Annotated in this window: 26 protein-coding genes; 16 read left to right on the plus strand and 10 right to left on the minus strand. The window is 65.3% G+C overall.

Annotated elements, in window-relative coordinates; genetic code table 11:
• Positions 1–242: acyl-CoA dehydrogenase C-terminal domain-containing protein (locus H8A92_RS26680; RefSeq protein WP_229198516.1), on the plus strand; the 242-nt coding region annotated here is incomplete at its 5' end.
• A gap of 266 nt (positions 243–508) precedes the next feature.
• Here the strand turns inward: H8A92_RS26680 and H8A92_RS26685 are convergent.
• The 5 genes from H8A92_RS26685 to H8A92_RS26705 all read right to left on the minus strand — a co-directional run bounded on the left by H8A92_RS26685 (position 509) and on the right by H8A92_RS26705 (position 4,135).
• Positions 509–1,348, minus strand: coding sequence for a lytic transglycosylase domain-containing protein (locus tag H8A92_RS26685; protein ID WP_229198517.1), 840 nt, complete (start codon positions 1,346–1,348; stop codon positions 509–511).
• Between the two features lie 817 nt (positions 1,349–2,165).
• Complete coding sequence (locus H8A92_RS26690) at positions 2,166–2,438, minus strand: hypothetical protein (protein WP_229198518.1); 273 nt, start codon at positions 2,436–2,438, stop codon at positions 2,166–2,168.
• 69 nt (positions 2,439–2,507) lie between these two features.
• Positions 2,508–3,224 (minus strand): VOC family protein, encoded by a 717-nt coding sequence (locus H8A92_RS26695; protein ID WP_229198519.1) that lies wholly within the window; start codon positions 3,222–3,224, stop codon positions 2,508–2,510.
• Positions 3,203–3,475, minus strand: coding sequence for a nuclear transport factor 2 family protein (locus H8A92_RS26700; RefSeq protein WP_229198520.1), 273 nt, complete (start codon positions 3,473–3,475; stop codon positions 3,203–3,205). Before H8A92_RS26700 ends, H8A92_RS26695 begins: the two co-directional genes overlap by 22 nt.
• A 93-nt stretch (positions 3,476–3,568) precedes the next feature.
• Positions 3,569–4,135 carry a hypothetical protein gene (locus tag H8A92_RS26705; RefSeq protein WP_229198521.1) on the minus strand — a complete coding sequence of 189 codons (567 nt, stop codon included), beginning with the start codon at positions 4,133–4,135 and terminating at the stop codon, positions 3,569–3,571.
• Positions 4,136–4,406: 271 nt separating this feature from the next.
• On the opposite strand from H8A92_RS26705, the gene H8A92_RS26710 reads away from it, so the two are divergent.
• From H8A92_RS26710 to H8A92_RS26765, 12 genes are all read left to right on the plus strand, one after another.
• The gene (locus H8A92_RS26710; protein ID WP_229198522.1) at positions 4,407–5,297 is read left to right on the plus strand and encodes a LysR substrate-binding domain-containing protein; all 891 of its coding nucleotides are present in this window, start codon (positions 4,407–4,409) and stop codon (positions 5,295–5,297) included.
• Positions 5,298–5,322: 25 nt separating this feature from the next.
• Positions 5,323–5,886, plus strand: a complete 564-nt coding sequence (locus tag H8A92_RS26715) for a DinB family protein (protein WP_229198523.1) — start codon at positions 5,323–5,325, stop codon at positions 5,884–5,886.
• A gap of 111 nt (positions 5,887–5,997) precedes the next feature.
• Positions 5,998–6,726: an alpha/beta fold hydrolase gene (locus tag H8A92_RS26720; protein WP_229198524.1), complete on the plus strand. Its 729-nt coding sequence runs from the start codon at positions 5,998–6,000 to the stop codon at positions 6,724–6,726.
• A gap of 150 nt (positions 6,727–6,876) precedes the next feature.
• A complete protein-coding gene (locus H8A92_RS26725) occupies positions 6,877–7,638 on the plus strand; it encodes a crotonase/enoyl-CoA hydratase family protein (RefSeq protein WP_229198545.1) in 762 nt (253 codons plus the stop codon).
• Positions 7,639–7,714: 76 nt separating this feature from the next.
• Entirely contained in the window at positions 7,715–9,385 is a 1,671-nt protein-coding gene (locus H8A92_RS26730) for a bifunctional metallophosphatase/5'-nucleotidase (RefSeq protein ID WP_229198525.1), read from the plus strand.
• Positions 9,386–9,632: 247 nt separating this feature from the next.
• The gene (locus H8A92_RS26735) at positions 9,633–10,559 is read left to right on the plus strand and encodes a histone deacetylase family protein (protein ID WP_229198526.1); all 927 of its coding nucleotides are present in this window, start codon (positions 9,633–9,635) and stop codon (positions 10,557–10,559) included.
• 128 nt (positions 10,560–10,687) lie between these two features.
• A complete protein-coding gene (locus H8A92_RS26740) occupies positions 10,688–10,939 on the plus strand; it encodes an exodeoxyribonuclease VII small subunit (protein WP_163158068.1) in 252 nt (83 codons plus the stop codon).
• A 553-nt stretch (positions 10,940–11,492) separates the two neighbouring features.
• Positions 11,493–13,421 carry a 1-deoxy-D-xylulose-5-phosphate synthase gene (dxs, locus tag H8A92_RS26745; protein ID WP_229198527.1) on the plus strand — a complete coding sequence of 643 codons (1,929 nt, stop codon included), beginning with the start codon at positions 11,493–11,495 and terminating at the stop codon, positions 13,419–13,421.
• 49 nt (positions 13,422–13,470) lie between these two features.
• Positions 13,471–14,034, plus strand: coding sequence for a nucleoside 2-deoxyribosyltransferase (locus tag H8A92_RS26750; protein WP_163158070.1), 564 nt, complete (start codon positions 13,471–13,473; stop codon positions 14,032–14,034).
• On the plus strand, positions 14,031–14,786 hold the full coding sequence (locus tag H8A92_RS26755) for a TlyA family RNA methyltransferase (protein ID WP_229198528.1): 756 nt from the start codon (positions 14,031–14,033) through the stop codon (positions 14,784–14,786). Before H8A92_RS26750 ends, H8A92_RS26755 begins: the two co-directional genes overlap by 4 nt.
• On the plus strand, positions 14,779–16,020 hold the full coding sequence (locus H8A92_RS26760) for a class I SAM-dependent RNA methyltransferase (protein WP_229198529.1): 1,242 nt from the start codon (positions 14,779–14,781) through the stop codon (positions 16,018–16,020). Before H8A92_RS26755 ends, H8A92_RS26760 begins: the two co-directional genes overlap by 8 nt.
• Positions 16,021–16,072: 52 nt before the next feature.
• The gene (locus tag H8A92_RS26765; RefSeq protein ID WP_229198530.1) at positions 16,073–16,903 is read left to right on the plus strand and encodes a nucleotidyltransferase domain-containing protein; all 831 of its coding nucleotides are present in this window, start codon (positions 16,073–16,075) and stop codon (positions 16,901–16,903) included.
• 14 nt (positions 16,904–16,917) lie between these two features.
• On the opposite strand, the gene H8A92_RS26770 is transcribed toward H8A92_RS26765, so the two are convergent.
• A complete protein-coding gene (locus H8A92_RS26770) occupies positions 16,918–17,766 on the minus strand; it encodes a DUF1194 domain-containing protein (protein ID WP_229198531.1) in 849 nt (282 codons plus the stop codon).
• Between the two features lie 233 nt (positions 17,767–17,999).
• On the opposite strand from H8A92_RS26770, the gene clpS reads away from it, so the two are divergent.
• Positions 18,000–18,305 (plus strand): ATP-dependent Clp protease adapter ClpS, encoded by a 306-nt coding sequence (clpS, locus tag H8A92_RS26775; protein WP_021076758.1) that lies wholly within the window; start codon positions 18,000–18,002, stop codon positions 18,303–18,305.
• Positions 18,306–18,311: 6 nt separating this feature from the next.
• On the opposite strand, the gene H8A92_RS26780 is transcribed toward clpS, so the two are convergent.
• The 4 genes from H8A92_RS26780 to H8A92_RS26795 form a co-directional block, all read right to left on the minus strand.
• On the minus strand, positions 18,312–19,190 hold the full coding sequence (locus tag H8A92_RS26780) for a DMT family transporter (protein WP_229198532.1): 879 nt from the start codon (positions 19,188–19,190) through the stop codon (positions 18,312–18,314).
• A 12-nt stretch (positions 19,191–19,202) separates the two neighbouring features.
• On the minus strand, positions 19,203–20,396 hold the full coding sequence (locus H8A92_RS26785) for an adenylate/guanylate cyclase domain-containing protein (RefSeq protein WP_229198533.1): 1,194 nt from the start codon (positions 20,394–20,396) through the stop codon (positions 19,203–19,205).
• 43 nt (positions 20,397–20,439) lie between these two features.
• A complete protein-coding gene (gene aroC / locus H8A92_RS26790) occupies positions 20,440–21,528 on the minus strand; it encodes a chorismate synthase (protein WP_229198534.1) in 1,089 nt (362 codons plus the stop codon).
• A 75-nt stretch (positions 21,529–21,603) separates the two neighbouring features.
• Entirely contained in the window at positions 21,604–22,203 is a 600-nt protein-coding gene (locus H8A92_RS26795; protein WP_229198535.1) for a histidine phosphatase family protein, read from the minus strand.
• 230 nt (positions 22,204–22,433) lie between these two features.
• On the opposite strand from H8A92_RS26795, the gene H8A92_RS26800 reads away from it, so the two are divergent.
• Both H8A92_RS26800 and H8A92_RS26805 read left to right on the plus strand, forming a co-directional pair.
• Entirely contained in the window at positions 22,434–22,922 is a 489-nt protein-coding gene (locus H8A92_RS26800; protein WP_229198536.1) for a sigma-70 family RNA polymerase sigma factor, read from the plus strand.
• Between the two features lie 67 nt (positions 22,923–22,989).
• Positions 22,990–23,754, plus strand: a complete 765-nt coding sequence (locus H8A92_RS26805) for an anti-sigma factor family protein (RefSeq protein ID WP_229198537.1) — start codon at positions 22,990–22,992, stop codon at positions 23,752–23,754.
• Positions 23,755–24,129 lie beyond the last annotated feature (375 nt).

A 24,129-nucleotide genomic window follows, 5' to 3' on the forward strand; every position in this document is an offset into this window, starting at 1 on the left:
CGAACGAGGCGCTGGCGGGTGCGACGCCCTATCTGCGGCTGTTCGGCGCCACGCTCGGCGGCTGCATGCTTGCCGGCGAGGCGCTGGCCGCCAAGGCCGTCGGCGAAGCCGAGCCGCAGCGCTACGTCGCGCTGGCGCGCTTCTTTGCCGAGAACATCGCCGTGCAGGCGCCGTCGCTGGAGAAGACGGTGACCGAGAGCGCCGAGGCGGTGACCGGCGCGGACGCGGTGCTGGCGGGGTAAATTCGCCGGCGCCCTCTCCGCCGTCATTGCCATATCCGCAGCCGGCGTGTTTGGCGCACAGGTTGCGCCTCACTCACCACTGTCCCTGCGAAAGGCGGATGTGATGAGGGGATTCGTCGTCCCGGCATCGCTCAATAATGACCATTCGCGGTTATGGGTCCGTGCTTTCGCAGGGACGACAGTGAGTGTGTTGCTGGGGACTGGCGCCGTCGGGCAAATCATTGAGCGCCCGCACCGTGATCGGCCGACGATGCAACGCGCGCCGGCTAGTTGCGAAACACGAGGCAGCGCCCGCCGATTGCCTCGAGCCGTGCGCACAGCTGGGTGGCGCGCTCACGGGTCGTCTCGGCGACCCGGAGCAGATACCAGGTTGCCGAGCCAGGTCCTGCCATATGCGATCTCAGAACGAGCGGCGCGCGGTCGCCGAGCACGGGAGCGAACCGTTTCTGAAGTTGCTGGTAATCAGCGAGCACCCTCGATTGCGACGGACCGCCGGCCAATTGCAGTCCCCAAGGCCCCCACGCAGCCTGTTGTGCAGGTGTCGCGGACTCTCTTGGGCCCGGAGCAAGCGCCCTGACGAGCATGCCGCGCACGATGTCACCACAGGCCATCGCCGCCTCGGTGTGGACCCGGTCCTCGAGCGAACCCTGCGCCCATTCCTCAGCGGACTTGCCGGTAATGATCCTGACATAGGCGCGGGTTTCGCCCGGCAGGTTGCCGCGTCCCGCCAGCCAATCCTGAACGCGCCGCGGACCACCGTTGTAGGCAGCCGCTGCGAGGCCAAGATTGCCGAACTGCTCGCGCAGCTCGCGGAGCCAGCGCGCCGATTCCTGCAAGGCAGGTAACGGCTCGAACGGATCAGCCAACCCGCGCCAGCGCGCCGTGCCGGGCATGAATTGGGCGATGCCCTGGGCACCGGCCGGACTGACTGAATTGGGATCGAAATTGCTTTCCTGCCAGATCAGCCGGACCAGGAAATCCGGCGGCAAGCCGTTCTTGAATGCAGCCTCCTCCAGCGCCTTGCAGTATTGCTGCGGCCCATCGAGCTTTGCAGGCTCTGCTACTTGCGCCGGAGACGGAGAGGATGAGGAAGGATGGTCCGGCACCGACCGATTGGTCTCGCCGCTATTCTCTCCGGAGTTCAGATTCGGACGAGACGCTTCCGTTTGCGGTGTCTCTGCTTGCACTGACGTCGCGCGTTGCACCGCCTCGACATGATCAGGTTCGGCGTTCGCCGTGCGGACGAGCAGCAAGAGGCAGAGCGAGCCCATGGCCGCCCGTGGAATCGATCGATGAACCGGCCGCCGCCTGAAAATCGACTGCATGAAGGCGATCGTCACATAATATATGTTTGCCGGATCATATCATCGACGCCGCCGGGCGAGCAGAGAATTTGAGTGCAGCGGGCACCCGTCGATACGGCCCGCGATCTCTTCCGCCTATACGCTGCGAGCTATGGCGGACAAGTCGCCCTCTGACCTCGCAATCTGCCTCTCGTCGCGCGTTTCATATTTCCTGAGTGGCTCCACAATCGAGGTGCTTTTTGACGGATAGATGGAACTAATGGAGCCTTTCTCGCTTCGTGATGTGGCGCAATTCTGCGCCGGAGGAATGACTCAGTGAGACATATTCGGTGGATTACAGCAGCGGTTTCATTGTTGACTTTGGCGCTTGCTAGCCCTGCTTCGGCGAGATTGGGAGTGGCGCCACTGGCGCCCCAGGACGACGCCGTCATTCAGGTGCGGGGCGGTCATGGACACGGCCATGGACATGGTGGCTGGCACGGTAACCGCGGCCATCACTACGGATGGTACCGCGGCCGGGGCAATTGGCGACATCACCACTGACGTCATTGAGCGTTGCGACCAATGACCGAAATCCGAAGCCGCCGGGTTACCCCCCGGCGGCTTCATTGCAGGTAGGCTATTTGCGCTTGTCGTTCATGCGATCGCCGGGCGAATAATCAGATGCGCCCTTTGACTGGCCCACTGTGCCTTTGTCATGCATGCGATCGCCGGGGCTATATTCTGACGCCCCGTGCCCGGTATTGGTCTTTGAATTCTGCATCTCGTGACCCGGGCTGTACTGGGACGCGCCCGGAGATGCCGTTCCGCCACCGCTTTTCGCCGTCTGCGCAACAGCGAATGAAGCCGTGCCTAGCAGCAGTGCGGTTGCAACTGCAATTGCCTTTGTCATTTCGGGTTTCCCTTCCTGGAAGCCCCTTTCACCAACGGCGGAGCATCCCAGTCGTTCCGCGACGCCGCCTCAAGCGTCCGGAGGCGTCGCTGGCCCGTGGTCGGACAGGCTGCCGACGATCGACGCGCGACGGGACAGCTCGATCCAGTTGCCGTCGGGATCGAGGATCATGGAAATCCGCGCGACCTCGCCGAGCGTCACCGGCGCAAGGCCTTCGCGCACACCCTTGGCGCGCAGCCCGTCGTGCACGGCATCGATATCGGTCACTTGCAGGGTGATATAGCGCCAGCCGCGCGCCGACCGGATCGGATCGACGGTCGCGGCCCGATCTTCACTGAGCAGGATGAGGCTGTCGCCGAGGCGAAACGCCAGACCGCCCGACCATGATTGCTCGGCAAAACCGAGAATCTCGCCGTAGAACCTGCGATGCGCGGCGAGGTCGCGCACCGCCATCGCAACGGCGATCTGGGTGATGCCGTCATGTCCAGGTGTCACCAGGCAGACGCTGTTGCCATCGGGATCGGCCATGCGCTGCGGAGCCGTGACACCTTCGCGTGCAACGATCAGTTCGCGATAGCCGCTCGGCGCCGCGTCCGGCAGCGGCTCGACATGATGGTTGAGCTTGATGACCGAACCATGCGCGTCATGCCGGTACTGCTTCTGCCCGCGACGGATCGGCTGCATATGATCGAAGCGAAGCCCGGCATCCTGCTGCCAGAACCGCAGCATCGGCTCGAGATCGTTGAAGGATAGGCCGAGATCGATCACGTTCTTTGCGAGCTGCATATCCGGTCTCCTCGGCCGCTGCGCGACTGCTCGTACGTTGCCTCGTCCTGGATGACGTCCCAATGCTCAGCAAGCACGTCACCCTCGATGCGCACGATGTCGGCGACAACCCATGCCGACGGCAGGCCATGACCGCTGAACCGGCCGTGCAAAATGACGAAATCGCCGTTCGCCGCGCCGATATGGTTCTCATAGCGCAGCGTCGCGGGCAAGCCCTTGACCAGATCGAACAGCCTGTCCCGGCCGGGCACAATATGCGCGCTGTGCCGGATGCAGCGCGGCGACCCGGACGCGACGATCCTGGTTCGACGCGTTCATGGCGCGCCCCCTTAACGATATCAGGGCTACTTGCGGCCCAGCGGGATCTGGAGATTGGTCGGCCGGTTCTGCTCGGTGTCGAAGCCGCGGCCGTCGACATTGCGGGCGCCCCAGAACAGCAGATCGCCTTTGAGATAGACGAGGTCGTATTCCATGAAGTTGGCGCCTTCCTTCAGAGCAAACGGCGCGAAGGATTTGCCGAAGATGCTCTGCGGTGCGTCGACTGCCCACGGCGCGTAGCCGGCCGAGGCGACCTTGTTGAGCACGTCGGCAAAGCCCTGCGCCAGCGGCGTCACCTCATAGGCCTCGTCGGCGATGAAATCGACCTTCTGCGCGCCAGGTGCGATCGGATGCGCACCCTGCCACTGCATGTGTCCGACGATCCTGATCCGTGCCAGCGGCACCTTGCCGTACGGATCGGCCGAATTGACGACGACGAGCTCAAACCGCTCGGAAGACTGATAGGTGAAGGCGCGCGTGAGATAGAACGGCTTGATCGAGCCATCCGGATTCTTGCTCGGCCGGATCTCGGGCGCGATGCTCTGCCAGCTTCCGGCAAGCGCCCGCTTGATCGTTACGACGTCCGTATCCATGGCGCTTGCCCTCACTTGATTGCCGGAAGATTGCGCCGCTGCGCCCCCGAGCCCTGCCAGCAGCAGCGACAACAGCATGCTCCAGGGCTTAACCGCATACGCAAATTCCGGTCTGGCTTCGCGCGGGGCCTCTGCCTGCAAGGCAGAGCCCGCGACGCGACTACGCTTCGCTATAGAGAGCACTGGCTGGCTTGAAAAAGACTTTGTAAGCTGGCCCCATGCCTGCGAGAGATGGCAACGAAGCTTCGAAATTTGTGATTGGGAGACGGTGATGGAGCTCCGGCATCTGCGCTACTTCGTTGCCGTGGCCGATGCGGGCAGCCTGACCGTTGCCGCCGAGCAGAAGCTCCATACCTCGCAGCCCTCGCTCAGCCGGCAGATCCGCGATCTCGAGCAGGAGGTCGGCGTGCAACTGCTGAACCGCGGCGCGCAGGGCATCGAACTGACCGCGGCCGGCAGGGCATTCCTCGACCATGCCCGCATGGCGCTGTTGCAGGCCGAGGCAGCCAAGGAGGCGGCGCAGCGCGCGGCGCAGCCGCCGAAGCCCGTCTTCTCGCTTGGATTTTTGTCGGGCGCCGAGATCGACCTGCTGCCCGAGGTGAACCGCATCCTGCGCGATGAATTTCCCGGCATCGACATCCGCCTGTCGAGCGACTACTCGCCCTTGCTGGCCAAGGCCTTGATGCGGCGCAAGCTCGATGCCGCCTTCATGCGCGCGGACGACAACATGGAAGACCTCGCCTGCAAGCGCGTACGCACCGATCGGCTGGTGTTCGTGTTTCCGAGCAACCATCGGCTGGCCGCGCAGACGACCGTTGCGCCGGAGGACATCGCGGGCGAGACCTTCTATCTGCCGTCCAAATCGGCGCCGGCGGTGCGCCGTGCCGTGCTGGAGTATTTCAACCGCGCCGGCATCGATCTCAGGCCGGAGCACGAGGTGCATAATGTCGTGCACGCGATATCGATGATCACCTCGACGCATGCGGTGATGCTGCTGCCGGCCTACACGGCGCGCTATCTGCCCGACACCATCACCACCCGCCCGGTGCAGGGCGAGGCGCCGACGCTTGATCTCGTGATCGCCCATCACAAGGCCAACAAATCCCCGATCCTGAAGCTCCTGCTGTCGCGGGTCGGCCGGCTGGCCGGAGTGCCCGCCTGATCCCTTCAATCCCGTGAGAACCGATATGCCGGCGAGTCTGGTTCAGACCTTTCGAGCTTCTGCGTACAATAATGCCTGGGCCAATCATCGCCTGCTCACCGCATGCGCCGGTCTCAGCCAGGCTGAATTCGCCGCGGCGCGCACCGGCTTCTTCCCGAGCCTGCAGGCGACGCTGAACCACGTCCATGTCATCGACCTCTTCTACGTCGACGCGCTCGAAGGCGGTTGGCTCGGGCCGAAGGCGTGGGCCAATGAAGTGCCCTACCCGTCGGTCGCCGAACTGAAGCGCGCGCAGCGCGCGATCGACCAACGATTGATCGTTCACTGCGATGCGCTGACGCCCGAGCGGCTCGACGATGTCGTCAAGGTCAATCGCGACAGCTCCGTGCAGACCGAACGGCGCGACCGCCTGCTGATGCATCTGTTCCAGCACCAGATCCATCATCGCGGCCAGGCCCACGCGATGCTCTCCGAGACCGCGGTGAAGCCGCCGCAGCTCGACGAATTCTTCTCCGCCGACGAAGCCCCGCTCCGCGCAGCCGAGTTCACCGAGCTCGGCTGGAGCGAGGCCACCGTGTGGGGCGGTTGAAGGCCAGGTTCAACACAATCGGGTGATCGAGCAGGTTCCCGATTCTGACCGCGGGCCTTGAATACGCCGGTCTCTGCGCTCACCTCTGGTGAAACGTGGGGAACTCTATCAATGCCTTTTGCCAATCATCGGGGCCAGCGCATCCATTACACCGTCGAAGGATCCGGACCGCTGATCGTGCTACAGCACGGCCTGCTGCTCGATGCCGCGAGCTGGAAGCAGTGCGGCGTGGTCGATGCGCTTGCCGATCGCTTTCGCGTGGTCTGCGTCGATTCGCTCGGACATGGCCAGAGCGACAAGCCCGCCGATCCGGAACTCTACGATCAGGAACAGCGTGCCGGCGACATCGTCGCGGTCATCGACGATCTCGGCGGCGAGCGCGCGCATGTGGTCGGGCATTCGATGGGCGGCTGGGTCGCGGTCGGCGTTGCGCGGTTCTTCCCGTCGCGGCTGTCGTCGCTGGCGATCGGCGGCTGGGATTTTCTCACCGGATTGCCGCGCGGCAACGCCGGCCCGCTGACCTATGGCGCATTCATCACCTTCGCCCGCCGCACCGTGCCGGAGCTCGCCGAATGGGTGACGTCCGATCTCGAAGACGGGGTGCGCGCCTGCTTCAATGCGCTCGGCCAGGTCGATGGCGCCAGGGACGCTGTGCTGTCCTCGCGGGTGCCGGTGCTGCTCTGGAACGGACAGGACGACGCCCCGCATGCGCCGATGCAGCGATTTGCCGCGGAGAACGGGCTGTACGCGATGTCGGTCCCCGGCGATCATCTCGGCGCACTGCTGCAGCATGGCGATGCGATCGGCCGCGGCATCGGCTCGTTCGTCGGGCGCTGCTGAGCGGAGCACTGCCAGAGCACTGCATTGCGCCGTTCTCATACGCGCCCACTGCAAAAAGCAACCCGGATCGCTTGGGGCTTGCACGGGATCATGTAGGATAGCGGCACGATGTCCGCCGGCGACGATGCCGGCCGAACCTGGGGCCGCTTGATGACCGCGCATGTCATAGTAACCGACGAGGCCGCCACGCGCGTGATCCGGCTGCGCAGGCCCGAGAAGAAGAACGCGATCACCCGGGAGATGTTTCGCGCGATCAGCGATGCGATCGACAAGGCGCAGAACAATCCGAAGATCCGCTGCCTCATCATCACCGGCGGCTCCGGCGTATTCACCGCGGGCAACGACATCGAGGACCTGCTGGCGCAGGGCACCTCGACCGGCGAGACGCCGCCCGCCTCCGACCTGGTCAAGTTCCTGTATTCCCTGGCGCACAATGTGAAGCCGATCATCGCCGCCGTCGACGGCGTCGCGATGGGGATCGGCACCACCATGCTGTTTCACTGCGACTATGTACTGGCCAGCAAGACCGCGCTATTCTCGACGCCGTTCTCCAATTTCGGCCTGGTGCCGGAAGGCGCTTCCAGCCTGTTGATGCCGCGCATGATGGGCCACCAGCGCGCCTTCGCGATGCTGGTGATGGGCCGCACCATGTCGGCCGACGATGCCCGCGTCGCCGGCTTCGTCAACACCGTGGTGGCGCCGGGCCATGCCGAGGTCGAGGCCCACAAGGTGGCGCGCGAGATCTGCGCGCTGCCGGCCGAGTCGGTGGCGATCTCGCGGCGCCTGATCCGGCTGCCGCCGGAGGACGTCACCCGCCGCATCGAGCAGGAGAACCACCTGTTTAGCGAACGGATGCGCTCCAAGGAGGCGGTCGCCGCCTTCAGCGCCTTCATGGCGCGTCCGAAGCATTGAAACGAAGCGTCGCAAAATTGTAGTGGCGTCGCGCCATGATCGTGTGCTCCATGATCGTGGACGCCATGGACAGGTCATGAGACAGCTTCGCCTTACGCCCCTCGCCGCGCTCTGTGCGCTCGGATTGGCCGCGGCAAACCCCAGCCTGGCGCAGACCGCAGCGCCGGTGAGCCTGCGCATTCTCGCGATCAACGATTTCCACGGCTATCTGCGGCCGCCGCCGGGCGGCATTCGCGTCACCGATCCCGCCGATGCCACCAAGAAGATGATGGTGCCCGCCGGCGGCGCCGAGCGGGTGGCAACCGTGGTCAAGCAGCTGCGCGAAGGACACAAGAACAACATCTTCGTCGCGGCGGGCGACCTGATCGGCGCGAGCCCGTTCCTGTCGGCGATGTTTCACGACGAGCCGACCATCGAATCGCTCTCAATGATGGGGCTGGCGATCTCCTCGGTCGGCAACCACGAATTCGACGAGGGCAAGGACGAGCTGCTGCGGATGCAGAATGGCGGCTGTCACCCGGTCGACAAGTGCCAGGGACCGCATCCCTTCACCGGCGCGAAATTCCGTTATCTGGCGGCGAGCACCTTCGACAAGACCACCGGCAAGACCGTTTTTCCGCCCTACGAGATCAGGGAATTCGACGGCATCCCGGTGGCCTTCATCGGGCTGACGCTGAAGAACACCCCGAACCTGGTGTCGCCGGCCGGCATCGCGAGCCTCGACTTCCGCGATGAGGCCGAGACCGTCAATGCGCTGGTCCCCGAGCTGAAGGCGAAGGGCGTTGAGGCCATCGTGGTGCTGATCCACGAGGGCGGCTTCCCGACCGGCGACTACAATGAATGCCCAGGGATCTCCGGCCCGATCGTCGATATCGTCAAGAAATTCGATCACGCGGTCGATGTCGTGATATCAGGCCATACCCACCAGGCCTATGTCTGCGAGATCGACGGACGCCTCGTCACCTCAGGCGACAAATACGGCACGCTCGTCACCGCGATCGATCTTCAGCTCGATCCGAAGAGCCATGACGTGATCAGCGCCAAGGCCGACAACATCATCGTCAAGATCGGCGGCACGGCCAAGGACCCGGAGCAGAGCGCGCTGCTGGAATCCTACGACCGGTTGGCGGCGCCGATCGCCAACCGCGCGGCAGGCTCGGTCACGGAAACGCTCTCGCGCACGCCGGGCGAAACCGGCGAAAGCCCGCTCGGCGATATCGTCGCCGACGCACAGCTGCGTGCGACCAGCTCGGAGCCGAATGGCGGCGCGGTGATCGCCTTCACCAATCCCGGCGGCGTCCGCACCGACATCGTCAAGCGCGAGGAGGGCGCGGTCACCTATGCCGACATCTTCGCCAGCCAGCCGTTCCGTAACCAGCTCGTGACGATGACGCTGACCGGCAGGCAGCTCAAGGACGTGCTGGAGCAGCAATGGGCCGACCCGAAGCGGCCGCGCGCCCTGCAGGTCTCGAAGGGCTTTGCCTATGCGTGGGATGCGAGCAAGGGCGACGGCGCGCGCATCGTCGCTGCGCGGATGTCGCTCGACGGCAAGCCGATCGACCCCGCCGCGAGCTACCGCGTCACCGTGAACAATTATCTCGCCGAGGGCGGCGACGGCTTCACGGTGTTCAAGGAGGGAACAGCGCAGCAGTTCGGCATCTACGACGTCGATGCGCTCTATGCCTACTTCAAGGCCAACAGCCCGGTCGGCCCGCCGGCCGGAAAGCGCATCGAACGGATCAATTGAGACTCCGCATATGAAATGCTCCTGCTCCCCCGTCATTGCGAGGAGCGAAGCGACGAAGCAATCCATCCCTCAGCATGCTGGGTGGCCGTGGAGTGCTTCGCTTCGCTCGCAATGACGCTGAGGGAGCTCGGCTCCTGGCGGCATTTGGACGGACGAAAACCTAGATAAGTGGGGCCTTTCCGCAGGGCCGGTAACCGCCTACATTAGGGCCTTCCTCGTACGCGCCTCCTTTGCGCCGGGAATTTGCATGACACTGCTTCTCACGCACACCGCCTGCCTCGACCATTTGACCCCTCCCGGACATCCCGAACGCCCCGACCGGTTGCGCGCGGTCGCCGAGGTGCTGGCGGAGGATCGCTTCAAGGGGCTGGTGCGCGACCTCGCGCCGGAAGGTGACCTCGACACCGTGCTGCTCTGTCACGGCGAGCATTATGTCGGCGAGCTACGGCACATCGCGCCGACCTCGGGCATGATCTATATCGACGGCGACACCTCGATGTCGCCGGGTACCTGGGAAGCCGTGATGCGCGGCGTCGGCGGCGCGGTGGCGGCTACCGAAGCCGTGATGGAGGGCAAGCACCAAAACGCCTTCGTCGCGGTGCGACCGCCCGGGCATCACGCCGAGAAATCGACGCCGATGGGCTTCTGCTTCTTCGACAATGTCGCGATCGCCGCGCGCCACGCGCAGCGCAAATACGGCATCAAGCGCGCCGCGATCATCGACTTCGACGTCCATCACGGCAACGGCACGCAGGATATCTTCTGGGCCGACCCGACCGTGATGTACTGCTCGACGCACCAGATGCCGCTGTTCCCCGGCACCGGCGCGGCCGGTGAGCGTGGCGAGCACGACACCGTCGTCAACGCGCCGCTGGCGCCCGGCGACGGCGGCGCCAAGTTCCGCTCCGCCTTCGAGAACCTGATCCTGCCGCAGCTCGAAAAATTTTCCCCCGAACTCGTCGTCATCTCGGCCGGCTTCGACGCGCATCACCGCGATCCGCTGGCCTCGATCAACCTGACCGGCGAGGATTTCGGCTGGGTCACGCGCAAGCTGATGGATCTCGCCGACAAGAGTGCCGGCGGCCGCGTCGTCTCCGTGCTGGAGGGCGGCTACGACCTCGAGGGCCTGAAACAATCGGTGGCATCTCACGTCACCGCATTGATGGGCGTCTGAATACCCGCCACAATACGCCCGCAAAAATTCGATTGATTCTGCGCCGGGGCAAGCATGGCCTGCGACAGGTCATGTTTGGACGACAAGATCAGGTTGCGATCTGATCCGCGCAATCGGGAACGCAAAGAATGGCCGAAAACACTCAAGCCGACGTCAAGAAGCTGACCTTTGAACGCGCGATCGAGGAACTCGAATCGATCGTCAAGCGGCTCGAGGACGGCAAGGTCCCGCTTGAGGAATCGGTTACGATCTACGAACGCGGCGAGGCGCTGAAGCGGCGCTGCGAGGAGTTGCTGCGCCAGGCCGAAGCCCGTGTCGACAAGATCACCACCGACGCCTCGGGCCAGGCGACTGGCACCGAGCCGCTCGACGTGCAGTAGCGCCGCGAGGCGCCGACCCACCTCGGTCGTGCGACACAATGTCCGCCAGGGCGGGCAATTGTTGCTGCGTATTTCCGGCTGTCCAGAATGCCGCGGGGCGCCTGCGGCGATGGAGTGTGGCCGCGAATCGGGCCGATCCGGACCGGCCGGCTGCCGCTAAAATGGCCAAATTGGAACCCGCTTCCGGCGCCAAGCATTGAAAAGTCTAGGTTTTTCAAGACAGCGCATAGGAACCCTGCGCCGCCTATCGGGTTGGCTTTGGTTGCGGCTTTGGTGTAATGCTTCCAGTTCTATGGGCATTTGAGCGTGGCGGGCGGCCCGAATTATTCGGGCGGCATGCTCCTCAAATGGTTCGACAAAACTGAACCGGGACGGGTGAAGAGCGACCAAGGTGATGCGTATCACGTGGTCCAATCCGGAGTGAATCTAGGCTTACAACCAGGCACGGTCTGCCGGGGCGGCACCCGATGTCTGGCATTCGCTGCGCGATGTGCGCGCCAACCCATCTCGCGTCGGGCGGTTCGTTCCGACAGGCAAAAATTGGAAATTCGCTGTGACCACATTTAGTAAAACGCCGCTTCTTGACACTATTCACACGCCCGATGACCTGCGCAAGCTGAAGGTCGAGCAGGTTCGGCAGGTTGCCGACGAGCTCCGCCAGGAAACCATCGACGCCGTGTCGGTGACCGGCGGCCATTTCGGCGCCGGCCTCGGCGTGGTCGAACTGACCACCGCCATCCACTACACCTTCGACACCCCGCGCGACCGCCTGATCTGGGACGTCGGCCACCAGGCCTATCCGCACAAGATCCTGACCGGGCGCCGCGACCGCATCCGCACCCTGCGCACCGCCGGCGGTCTTTCCGGCTTCACCAAGCGCACCGAGAGCGACTACGATCCGTTCGGCGCCGCGCACTCCTCGACCTCGATTTCGGCCGGCCTCGGCATGGCCGTGGCGCGCGATCTCTCCGGCGGCAAGAACAACGTTATCGCCGTGATCGGTGACGGCGCGATGTCAGCGGGCATGGCCTACGAGGCCATGAACAACGCCGGCGCAATGAACTCGCGTCTGATCGTGATCCTCAACGACAACGACATGTCGATCGCACCGCCGGTCGGCGCGATGAGCGCCTATCTGTCGCGGCTCTACTCGGGCAAGACCTACCGCTCGCTGCGCGAGGCCGCCAAGCAGATCAACAAGCGTCTGCCGAAGATCCTCGCCAACCGCGCCAACCGCGTCGAGGAATATTCCCGCGGCTTCATGATGGACGGCGGCACGCTGTTCGAGGAACTCGGCTTCTATTATGTCGGCCCGATCGACGGTCACAACCTCGACCATCTGCTGCCGGTGCTCAAGAACGTCCGCGACATGGAGACCGGGCCGATCCTGGTTCACGTCGTGACCCAGAAGGGCAAGGGCTACGGCCCGGCCGAAGCCTCCGCCGACAAATACCACGCCGTCGTCAAGTTCGACGTCGCGACCGGCACCCAGGCCAAGGCCAAGCCGAATGCGCCGGCCTACCAGAACGTGTTCGGCCAGAGCCTCGTCAAGGAAGCCGAGAAGGACGACAAGATCGTCGCCATCACCGCGGCGATGCCGTCGGGCACCGGCGTCGACATCTTCAACAAGGCGTTCCCGGACCGCACCTTCGACGTCGGCATCGCCGAGCAGCATGCGGTGACCTTCGCCGCCGGCCTCGCCACCGAAGGCTACAAGCCGTTCTGCGCGATCTACTCGACCTTCCTGCAGCGCGGCTATGACCAGGTGGTCCATGACGTCGCGATCCAGAGCCTTCCGGTCCGCTTCGCGATCGACCGCGCCGGCCTGGTCGGCGCCGACGGCGCGACCCACGCCGGTTCGTTCGACAACGCCTATCTCGGCTGTCTGCCCAACTTCGTGATCATGGCCGCCTCCGACGAGGCGGAAATGGTTCACATGGTGGCGACGCAGGTTGCGATCAACGATCGTCCGAGCGCGCTGCGCTATCCGCGCGGCGAAGGCCGCGGCGTCGAAATGCCGGAAGTCGGCGTTCCCCTGCCGGTCGGCAAGGGCCGCATCATTCGCGAGGGCAAGCAGGTCGCGCTGCTGTCGTTCGGCACGCGCCTCGCCGAGTGCGAGAAGGCTGCCGACGAGCTCGCTGCCCACGGCCTCTCCGCCACGATCGCCGACGCGCGCTTCATGAAGCCGCTCGACGAAGAGATGATCATGAAGCTCGCCCGCGACCACGAGATCCTGATCACGATCGAGGAAGGCTCGATCGGCGGCTTCGGCTCGCATGTCATGCAGTTCCTGTCCGACAACGCGATGCTCGACAGCGGCATGCTCAAGTTCCGCTCGATGATCCTGCCCGACGTGTTCCTCGACCACGATTCGCCGGCGGCGATGTATGCCCGCGCGGGCCTCGACGCCAAGAGCATCGTCGCCAAGGTGTTCGAGACCCTCGGCAAGGATTACAAGACCGAGACCGTCAAGCTCGCGTAATCGTTCCGGGCGGCGTCTTGGAGCGGCGTCCTGGGGCGCCGGTAAGTCCATGAAGATCTATCTGGCAGGTCCTGACGTGTTCCTGCCGGATGCCGTGGAGATCGGCCGTCGCAAGGCGGAGGTTTGTGCCTATCACGGGCTGACCGGGCTGTATCCGCTCGACAACAGCATCGATCCGACAGCCGCCGGCGCCTCACTCACCATCTTCAAAAGCAACGAGGCGATGATGGAGTCTGCCGACGCCATCATCGCCAATTTGACGCCGTTTCGCGGCCCCAGTGCCGACGCAGGCACGGTCTACGAACTCGGCTACATGGCGGGACGCGGCAAACTGTGCCTCGCCTATTCGAACGATCCCACGTCCTACGCCAATCGCGTGGCGCGGCTCAGCCAGGTCGTGCCGGCATCCGACGGACGCCTGATCGACGCGGAGGGGCTGACGGTGGAAGAGTTTGGATTGCCGGACAATCTGATGATGATGCACGCGCTCGATCTGCACGGCAGTCCGCTGGTGACCCCACGAGAGCCGGCGGCCGACCTCTGGCACGACCTCACCTCGTTCGAGGCCTGCGTGCGGCTCGCCGCGGCGCAGCGCCGGCAGGGCGTCAAGTGACCAAGGCGGGCGACAACGACGCGTCGGCCGGCAAGCGCATCGACGTGCTGCTGGTCGAACGCGGCCTGTTCGAAAGCCGGGCGCGGGCGCGCGCCGCAATCGACGCCGGGCTGGTGACCGCCGACGGCAAGCCAATTGCGAAGGCGTCCGAGATCGTCGCGCCCGGCGCCGGACTCACCGCCGAACCGGCGCATCCCTATGTCTCGCGCGGCGGCGTCAAGCTCGCCGGTGCGCTCGAGCATTATCCGATCGACGTCGAGGGCCACGTCTGTCTCGATGTCGGCGCCTCGACCGGCGGCTTCACCGAAGTGCTGCTTGCCAATGGTGCGAGCCTCGTATTTGCCGTCGATGTCGGCCGCGGCCAGCTGCATCCCTCGCTGCAAGGGCATTCGAAGATCGTCTCCATGGAGGAGACCGACATCAGGAATTTCGAGGGCAAGCGCCTGCCGGCGCGGCCCGACGTCGTGGTGATCGATGTCAGCTTCATCTCGCTGAAGCTGGTGCTGCCGGTGGCGCTGTCGCTGGCGGCCGCGCCGATGCATCTGCTCGCGCTGATCAAGCCGCAGTTCGAGGCGGCGCGCAAACATTCCAAGCGCGGCGTCATCCGCAACGCGATGGTGCACCAGGAAATCTGCGACGATATCGCAGCCTTTGCCGCCTCGCTCGGCTGCACCGACATTCAGGTGTTCCCGTCATCGATCACCGGTGGCGACGGCAATATCGAATTCTTCCTCGGCGCGCGCCGTGGCTGAGCAGCTCACCATCGACCATGTCGGGCATCGCGGCGACGGCGTCGCGACCGACGGCGCGCAGTCGATCTTCGTGCCCTACACGCTGGCTGGCGAAACCGTCGAGGTCGAAGACGTGCCCGGTCACCATCCCGACCGGCGGCGGTTGGTCCGGGTGACGCAGGAGAGTCCCGAGCGCATTGCGCCGTTCTGCCCGCATTTCGGCGTCTGTGGCGGCTGCGCGATCCAGCACTGGAGCGACGCGCCCTACCATGCCTGGAAACGCAACATCGTGGTCGAGACGCTGGCACAGGCGAAGATCGCTGCCGACGTCGCGCCGCTGCTCGACGCCCATGGCACGGGCCGCCGCCGCATCACGCTGCATGCACGCATGGCGACGCATGAGGTCCTCAAGGTCGGCTTCGCCGCCGTCGGCTCGCACGACATCATCCCCGTCGACCGCTGTCCTATCCTCGATCCGGCGCTCGACGGCGCGCTCGAGGCGGCCTGGGCGGTCGCCGAGCCGCTCATCGCGATCGGCAAGCCGCTCGACATCCAGGTGACCGCGACCCTCAACGGTTTCGACATCGACGTGCGCGGCTCGGGCTCCCTGCCGACGAGCCTGATCACCACCTTGTCGCGCGTCGCCGAGAAACACCGGCTGGCGCGGCTGACGCGGCACGGCGAGCTGGTGCTGCAGCGCGGCTCTCCCGAGATTGCGATCGGCAAGGCCAAGGTGGTGCTGCCTCCGGGCTCGTTCCTGCAGGCGACCGTCAAGGGCGAGGAGACGCTTGCCGCATCGGTTCTCGAGCGCTGCGGACGCGCCAAGCACATCGCCGATCTGTTTTGCGGTGTCGGCCCGTTCGCGCTTCGCCTCGCGGAAAAGGCGCGGATCACGGCATTCGACAGCGACGCCGGCGCGATCGCGGCGCTGCAAAAGGCCGCACAAACGACGCCAGGGCTGAAGCCGCTCAAGGCCGAGGCGCGCGACCTGTTTCGCCGTCCCCTGATGTCGCAGGAATTGCGCGACTATGACGCCGTGGTGTTCGATCCGCCCCGCCAGGGCGCGCAGGCGCAGGTCACCCAGCTTGCGGCGAGCAGGGTGCCGGTGATCGTCGCGGTGTCCTGCAACGCCGCGACGTTTGCGCGCGACGCGAAAATTCTGATCGATGGCGGCTACAAGATTTCTGATGTCACGCCGGTCGACCAGTTCCGCCACACTCCGCATGTCGAACTGGTGGCGCGGTTCGCCCGTTGAGACGACGTGCGGCTATCGCGGCACGCGGCGGTCTCGCTATAATCTGCGCATCATGACCGATGATCCACTGCTCGCACGCATCATTCCGGTCCTCACCACCGTGCCTGGTGTCGCCGCCATCGTGCTCGGCGGCTCGCGGGCGCGCGGCACGGCACATGACACCTCCGACTATGATCTCGGCCTCTACTACAGGGACGGCGCTGCACTCGATAACGAACGGCTGCGCGAGGCTGTGATGGGCCTGGTCGATGACTCCGCTGCCATGCATGTGACGCCGGTCGGGGAATGGGGACCCTGGATCGTCGGCGGCGCCTGGCTCAGGATCGGCGGCCGCAAGGTCGACCTGCTCTACCGCAGCATCGAGCAGGTCACTGACGTCATCGACGCCTGCCGGAATGGCGACGTCAGCATGCATTACCAGCCGGGCCATCCGCACGGCTTCTGCTCGGCGATCTGGATGGGCGAGGTCGCGCTGTGCCGTGTCCTGCATGACCCCGACGACCTCATTGCGGCGATGAAGGCAAGAACCGCACCCTACCCGCCCGCGCTGCGCGACGCCCTAGTGCGACGCTTTCAATGGGAAATCCTGTTCAGCATCGAGAATGCCGAGCTTGCTCTGCCGCGTGGCGACGGCACGCAGATCGCCGGCTGCGCCTATCGCGCGCTCGCCTGCATCGCGCAGGTGCTGTTCGCGCTGAACGGGCAGTACCTGATCAACGAGAAGGGTGCGCTGGCGCAGGCAGCGAATTTTCCGGTGACGGTTCGCAACCTCGCCACGCGTGCTTCCGAAGTCTGGCGGCGGATCGGAGCGGCAGAGCAAGCGGCAGCGTTGCAGACGCTGCGCGCGTTGGAGAATGAGCTAAGCGATATCGGCCGAGCGTAGGATGGGTATGATCGCTATCGTCCCCAGCGATCCTGCCAGATCTTCTCACCGATCATGCAATTGACCCGCGGCTCCTTCTCGGCGGTTCGCACGATCGGGCGCTCGGGGGTTCGGCCGGCGACTTCGAGCAGCAGCTTGGTGCGGATCGCCTCCTTGAATTTCTCTCGATCCTTGATCGTCACCACGAAGGAGCCGGGTCCGCCGATCACGCAGTCCTCGTAATAATAGTCGAGATTGTCGATATCCATCGTCGAGTAGGACGGCTCCTTCACCATGATCGGCAGGCCGTTGATGACGATGCCCTTGTCGAGGGCCGCATCGCGCGCAGGCGTGATCGGCGTGCCGTTATTGTTGGGTCCGTCGCCGGAAATATCGATCACGCGGCGCAGGCCGCGATGCGGGTTCTCGTCGAACATCGGGATCGCGAAATAAATCGCACCCGAAATCGACGTGCGCGAAGCGCGCCGCACCGGAGTCTTCATGATCTCGGCAGAGACAGCATCGGCGGATTCAGGGCCGTCGATCACGCGCCAGGGAATGATGACCTTCTGGTCGTTGGAGGCGGCCCATTCGAAATAGGTGACCGAGATCTTGCCGTTCGGCCCGGCCTTCAGCGCCTGCAGGAAATCCTTGGAGACGATTGCCTGCGCATAGCCCTCGCGCTGGATCGCGAGCTCGTCCATGTCCATTGAATAAGAGACATCGACTGCGATGATCAACTCGATGTCGACGCTCGGCGTAGATTCCTTTTCAGCCAGCCGGCCAGTCTGTGTTCCCGGGCCGGGCGCGGCAACACCGGCCACATCGCCGCTGGCCAACATGCCCGCGACAAGCACCGCTCCGATCGAGACATACCAGCGCATTGCGGCCCTCCCGTCGTGTGTCTGTCATGGTGACACGCAAATCAGGCGGCGAAAAGCGCAGATATCATCTGTCCTTCACATTCAAGTTAGACGCGTCGAGGTTAGACGCGCGTGCCGCGAATGCGGCAACACGCGCCGTGCCGTTGCCGCAATGACGCCGTGCAAATCGAACGGTTCCAACACACGACGGAAGACGGTATTCTTACGGGGCAATCGCGAGGGAGTGCCGGGCGATGCCCGATACGGTCGTCAAGCCGAAAACCAGGACGAAGACCAAGGTCGAGCGGCCGCGCCTGCACAAGGTGATCCTGGTCAACGACGACTACACGCCGCGCGAATTCGTCGTCACCGTGCTGAAGGGTGAATTCCGCATGACCGACGATCAGGCCTACAAGGTGATGCTGACCGCTCACCAGCGCGGCGTCTGCGTGGTCGCCGTCTTCACGAGGGACGTCGCCGAGACCAAGGCGACGCGCGCCACCGATGCCGGCCGCGCCAAGGGCTATCCGCTGTTGTTCACGACCGAGCCGGAAGAGTAGCAGGCATCACCGCCGCGCCGGCTCGACGGGCTGGCTGATCGCAATGTCGGCGACGACTGCACCCATCACCAGTGCGCCGCCAACGAGGGCGCGCAGCGACGGCACTTCAGCAAACGCCAGCCACACCCAGAACGGCATCAGCGGCGTTTCGAGGGTTGCGATCAGCGAGGCCTGCGCGGACGGCAGCAATCTGGAGCCGACCGCGAACAGGGTGAGACCGAGCCCCACCTGGCATGCCCCGAACATCGCGAGCACACCGAGATCGGCTCCGCTGACCGCGCCGATGCCCTGCCCCAACGGCAAGCTGATGGCGCTGCCGAGAAAGTTCGAGAGCGCCGCGGCGGCGATCATCGGCGTACCCCTGTGTCGTCGGATCACCACCGTCATCAGGGAGATCGCGAGCACCATCAGGCAGGCAAGGCCGATGCCCCTGTAATCCGTGATGCCGACGGCGCCGCTGACGGTGATGGCCACACCCGCGAGCGCGACGAGACTTGCCAGCAATGTGCCGCGCCGCGCCCGCTCGCGCAGCCAAAGCCAGGCGATCGCGGCCGCCACGAACGGCTGCATCGCGATCAGGATCGCGACATTGGCGACGCTGGTCAGCTGCAGCGCCGGTATGAACGTCACCATGCCGAAGGTCGAAAGACCGGCCACCAGCCATCCGCTCGCAGGCATCTCGACCAGATCGCGCACGCCGCGCCGGCCCTGCGTCGCGACCAGGAACAGCGCGATCGCACCGCCGCCGAACAGCCCGCGCCAGAGCAGGATGGTCCAGGAATCGAAGTGCAGCAGGCGGGTGAAGAACGGCGCAGTGCTCCAGGCCGCTGCTGCCGCAACGACCAGCGCGATCCCGGTGCGGTGCTGCGCGTCACTGTCGGTCACCACGCGCCGCCGTCAACCAGCAGCCGCGACCGGCGCCTCGTCGAACAGGCCGTAGACCCGTTCGGCCTTGGCAAATCCCGCGATCGGAAACTCGCCGAGATCGCTCCAGCCGCCGTCGTGGATGCCGGCGAAGCGCTCGGAGGCGACGACCGTGCGGCCGAGACGGCCGGCGATCTTCTCCAGCCGCGCGGCGAGATTGACCGCCGGACCGATGCAGGTGAAGTCGAGCCGGTTGCCGCCGCCGATATTGCCATAGAGCACGCGCCCGAGATGCAGCGCGACGCCGAAGCGGAAGCGCTCGACCGCGTCACCATTGGAAAATTGCAGCGCCTCGACCCCGGCGCGGGATGCGCGCGCGGCCTCCAGCACCCGCGAGCAGACCTGCACCTCGTCGCCGAGATATTCGTCGACCGGAAACACTGCGAGCAGGCCGTCGCCCATGAATTTGAGCACTTCGCCGCCCTGGTCGCGAATGGCGGTGACCTGGCAATCGAAATAGAGATTGAGGATCTCGACGACCGTCTCGGCCGGCAGGCGGTCCGACAGCGCAGTGAAGCCGCGCAGGTCGGACAGCCAGATCGCGGCATCCATCGTATCGGCATGGCCGCGCCGGATCTGGCCGCCCATGATGCGCTCGCCGGCACGGTTGCCGACATAAGTATCGAGCAGCAGCGTGGCGGTGCGGCGCAGCGTGACGATCTCGATGTAGCGCGCCAACGGCACGGTGATCGAGCGGATCGCGTCGAGCTGCTCATCGGTGAAGCCGCCCGGCTGCCTTGTGGTCCAGCTCGAGGCATTGGGAAAGCCGTCGGTGTTGATCAGCGGCACCGCGATGTAGTCGGTGACGCCCTCTTCCTGCAAATCCACGACGATCGGAAAGCGCTTGCTGGCGGGATCGTCGAGCCGCGCACGCACCTCGACGCCCTGCTTGAAGACGATCGACAGCGGGCTGACGGCAAATTCCGGGGAGTCCAGGATGTTGTGATCGACGGTGCCGGTCTCGACCTCGGTGCCCGGCTTCCAGAAGAAATGCCGGCCGTAGATCTCGGGATGCAGCGTGCGCACGAAGACGCCGACCCGCCACAGCGGCAGGCCGGCCCGCAGCAGGCGTTCGCAGCATTCCGCCATCATCTGCTGCGGGGTCGGCGCCGAGCGCGCGCCGCCGATCATCCATTCGATGATGTCCCGAAGCTCCGACGCGTTCATGGCATTCCCCGAGGCGGTCTGGCGACCGCCACTATACAGGGGATCAGCGCCCGGTCTGCCCGCGGTCGCGCAGAAAATGATCGGCCAAAACGCAGGCCATCATGGCCTCGCCGACCGGCACCGCGCGGATGCCGACGCAGGGATCGTGGCGGCCCTTGGTCAGGATATCGGTGTCGGCGCCCTTGCGGTCGACGGTGCGGCGCGTGGTCAGGATCGACGACGTCGGCTTGACCGCAAAGCGCACCACCACCGGCTGGCCGGTCGAGATGCCGCCGAGCACGCCGCCGGCATGGTTGGAGAGGAAGCGCGTTCCGTTGTTGCCGGTCCGCATCTCGTCGGCGTTCTCTTCGCCGGTGAGCTCGGCGGCGCCGAAGCCGGCGCCGATCTCGACACCCTTGACCGCGTTGATGCTCATCATCGCGGAGGCCAGATCGCTGTCGAGTTTTGCGTAGATCGGTGCGCCGAGCCCGGCCGGCACACCTTCGGCGACAACTTCGATGACGGCGCCGATCGAGGAGCCGCTCTTCCTGATGCCGTCGAGATAGCTCTCGAAGAACGCCGCCTTGTCCTTGTCGGGACAGAAGAACGGGTTGTTGGCGATCTCGTCCCAGTCCCACTTCTCGCGGTCGATCTTGTGCGGGCCCATCTGCACCAGCGCGCCGCGCACCTTCACCTCGGGCAGGACCTTGCGCGCGATCGCGCCGGCCGCGACACGGCTTGCGGTCTCGCGCGCGGAGGAGCGTCCGCCGCCGCGGTAGTCGCGCAGGCCGTATTTCGCTTCATAGGTGAAGTCGGCGTGGCCGGGGCGGAACTTGTCCTTGATCTCGGAATAATCCTTCGAGCGCTGATCGGTGTTCTCGATCAGCAGCGCGATCGGCGTGCCGGTCGTGACCTGCACTCCGCTCTCCGGATGCGGCATCACGCCGGACAGGATCTTCACAGCATCCGGCTCCTGGCGCTGGGTGGTGAAGCGCGACTGGCCGGGCCGGCGGCGATCGAGGTCGTGCTGGATCTCCTCCACGGTCAGAGGGATCATCGGCGGGCAGCCATCCACCACGCAGCCGATCGCGACCCCGTGGCTCTCGCCGAAGGTCGTGACGCGGAACATATGGCCGAAGGTATTGAAGGACATGGCGTGTCGTAACGCGCAGGGTCGGCAGCGTCAAACGGGTTTCATAGTCCCAGAGACGTCGACGGCCGGGCGCCCTTAACTATATTTCTGCAGGCCCGCCGCGCCGAACACGTAGACCGCGCCCTGCTCGATATAAAGCTCGGCGGCCGAGGCCGGCGTCTCGAAGCCGAGCGCCACCATCAGCGCCCGCGCCGTGCCGCCATGAGCGACGGCGACCGTGTCGGAGGTCACCGAATGGTACCACTCGGTCATCCGCACCTGCACGTCGACATAGCTCTCGCCGCCCTCCGGCGCCACCGTCCACTTCTCGGCCAGGCGGCGGGCATAAATGACGGGATCGGCAGCCTGCGCCTGCGCCAGCGTCGAGCCTTCCCACGTCCCGTAGCCGATCTCGCGCAGCCTGTCGTCGAGGGCATAGTCGCCCGCCGGCAGGCCGAGCTCGGTGCGCACCAGCTCCATGGTCGCGCGCGCACGGATCAGCGGGCTCGCGACGAACGGCAGCGTCGTCTTGTCACGGTCATCGCGCGCCAGCAGACCGGCGAGGATGCGCCCGGCCTGCGCGGCCTGGGCGCGGCCGCGCTCGTTGAGGGCAATGTCCTGCGCGCCCTGAAGCCGGCCTTCGGCGTTCCACGAGGTTTCGCCGTGGCGGATGTAGTAGATCATTGGCACCGGCATTCCCGTAACGGCTGGTCCTTGCTGAGCGAGCTGTCGGGCGCCTGATATCAAGGCTTCCACGCTTCGAATTTTTTCGGCTCCGAGGTACACCAGCGCTTCGGCCGGCGACAAGCCCAAATCGGCCGCAGCCGAGGCGGTATGCGCGGAGATTGGTGCAACCGGAATAGCCACGCCGTTAGGGTGTTATGTTGGGCAAGGCACTGTCGCCGAGACCATCGAAGACTGGATGCATGACCGCGTTTCGTCAAAGTGTCGAAGCCATGATTCCGGCGCTGCGCCGCTATGCGCGCGCGCTGGCACGTGACACGGATATCGCCGACGATCTGGTGCAGGACACGCTGGTGCGCGCGCTGCGCTCGGAGCGGCTGTTTCTCGGCGGCGATGTCCGGAGCTGGCTCTATACGATCCTGACCAATCTGAACAAGAACCGAAGGCGCTCGCTGGCGCGGCGGCCGCCCCTGATGCCGCTGATCGACAACAATGCCGACGCCAGCGGCACCGAGGCCGAGGGCCGCGACATCGAGCGCGCGCTGTCGACGCTGGTCGAGGAGCAACGCTCGGTGCTGCTGCTCGTGATGCTGGAGGGCATGAGCTACCGGGAGGTCGCCGACATCCAGGGCGTGCCGATCGGCACGGTAATGTCCCGCCTCGCCCGCGCGCGCGCCCATGTGCGGGCATCGATCGAGGGCCAGCGCCCGGCGTTGCGGCGGGTGAAATGATAATGTGCACGATGGCAGGTGTTACGCTTGAACGATTTTCAAACAAGATTTGGCAGAGACGACTGATATGACCGACCCGAACATCCCCGTCACCGAAGACGAGCTGCACGCCTACGTCGACAACGAGCTGCCGGCCGAACGCCGCGGCGATGTCGAGGCGTGGCTCGCCGCACATCCTGACGACGCGGCGCGGGTGCAGTCATGGCGCGCGATGGCCGAGACGCTGCATGCGCGCTACGACACCGTGCTGGACGAGGCCGTGCCGAAGCGGCTCGAGCTCGAGCGGCTGGTGCGCCAGCCGCGCCGCTGGATCTATGGCGCGGTGGCGGCAACGCTGATGGCCTTCATCGCCGGCGGCGGCGTCGGCTGGGTCGCGCGCGGCGCTACGGCTGCACCGACGACCTTCCAGAGCTTCACGCTCGACGCACTCGATGCCCACCGGCTCTACGTGGTCGAGGTTCGCCATCCCGTCGAGGTGCCCGGCAGCGAGCGCGACCATCTGCAGCAATGGCTGACCAAGCGCTGCGGCTGGGCCGTGCGTGCGCCGGAGCTCACCGGGCTGAAGCTGGTCGGCGGCCGCCTGCTGCCCGGCCCGAGCGGGCCGGCGTCGTTCCTGATGTATGAGAGCACGTCCGGCGAGCGCTTCACGGTCTACACCGCCAAGGCGAAGACCGAGGCGACGCAGATGCGTTATGCCGCGCAGGGCAGCGACGGCGCGCTGTTCTGGGCCGATCGGGGCGTCGCCTATGTCGTCAGCGGCGGCACCGACCGGAGCCGGCTGACCCAGGTCGCGCAGGCCGTCTACGATCAGATGGAGAAGAGCGGAGGTTGATCTCCCGTAATTTTACGGGAGATCACGTCGCGAAATTGCGTCGTTTCGAGTAAGTGAATCCAGCCTCACCCGGCGTCCCAATTCCGACATTGAAAACTTCGATTCGCGTCATCGACGCGTCTCATTATCGCACCGGATGCTCACGCGAAGATGATCTGCGCCCGATCCGCCGATCGGCGCACGCGGCCTCGATTGGGGTTTTGTGTACCGCGCTGGTCCCCCTCTCGAGGCCGCACTCCTTTTTCCGCCATCCGGGCCTGCACGCCGCAGACCAGGAGCTGGACGGCCAGTCATCCTTTGACGCGCTCACAGCCCGGCGTCTACCCCGATAGAGTCCGGGGTAGTTGCAGTTTCGCGTCTTCGCGTCTCTGGGGC

Origin of the sequence: Bradyrhizobium acaciae, assembly GCF_020889785.1 — a bacterium.
Lineage (GTDB): Bacteria > Pseudomonadota > Alphaproteobacteria > Rhizobiales > Xanthobacteraceae > Bradyrhizobium > Bradyrhizobium acaciae.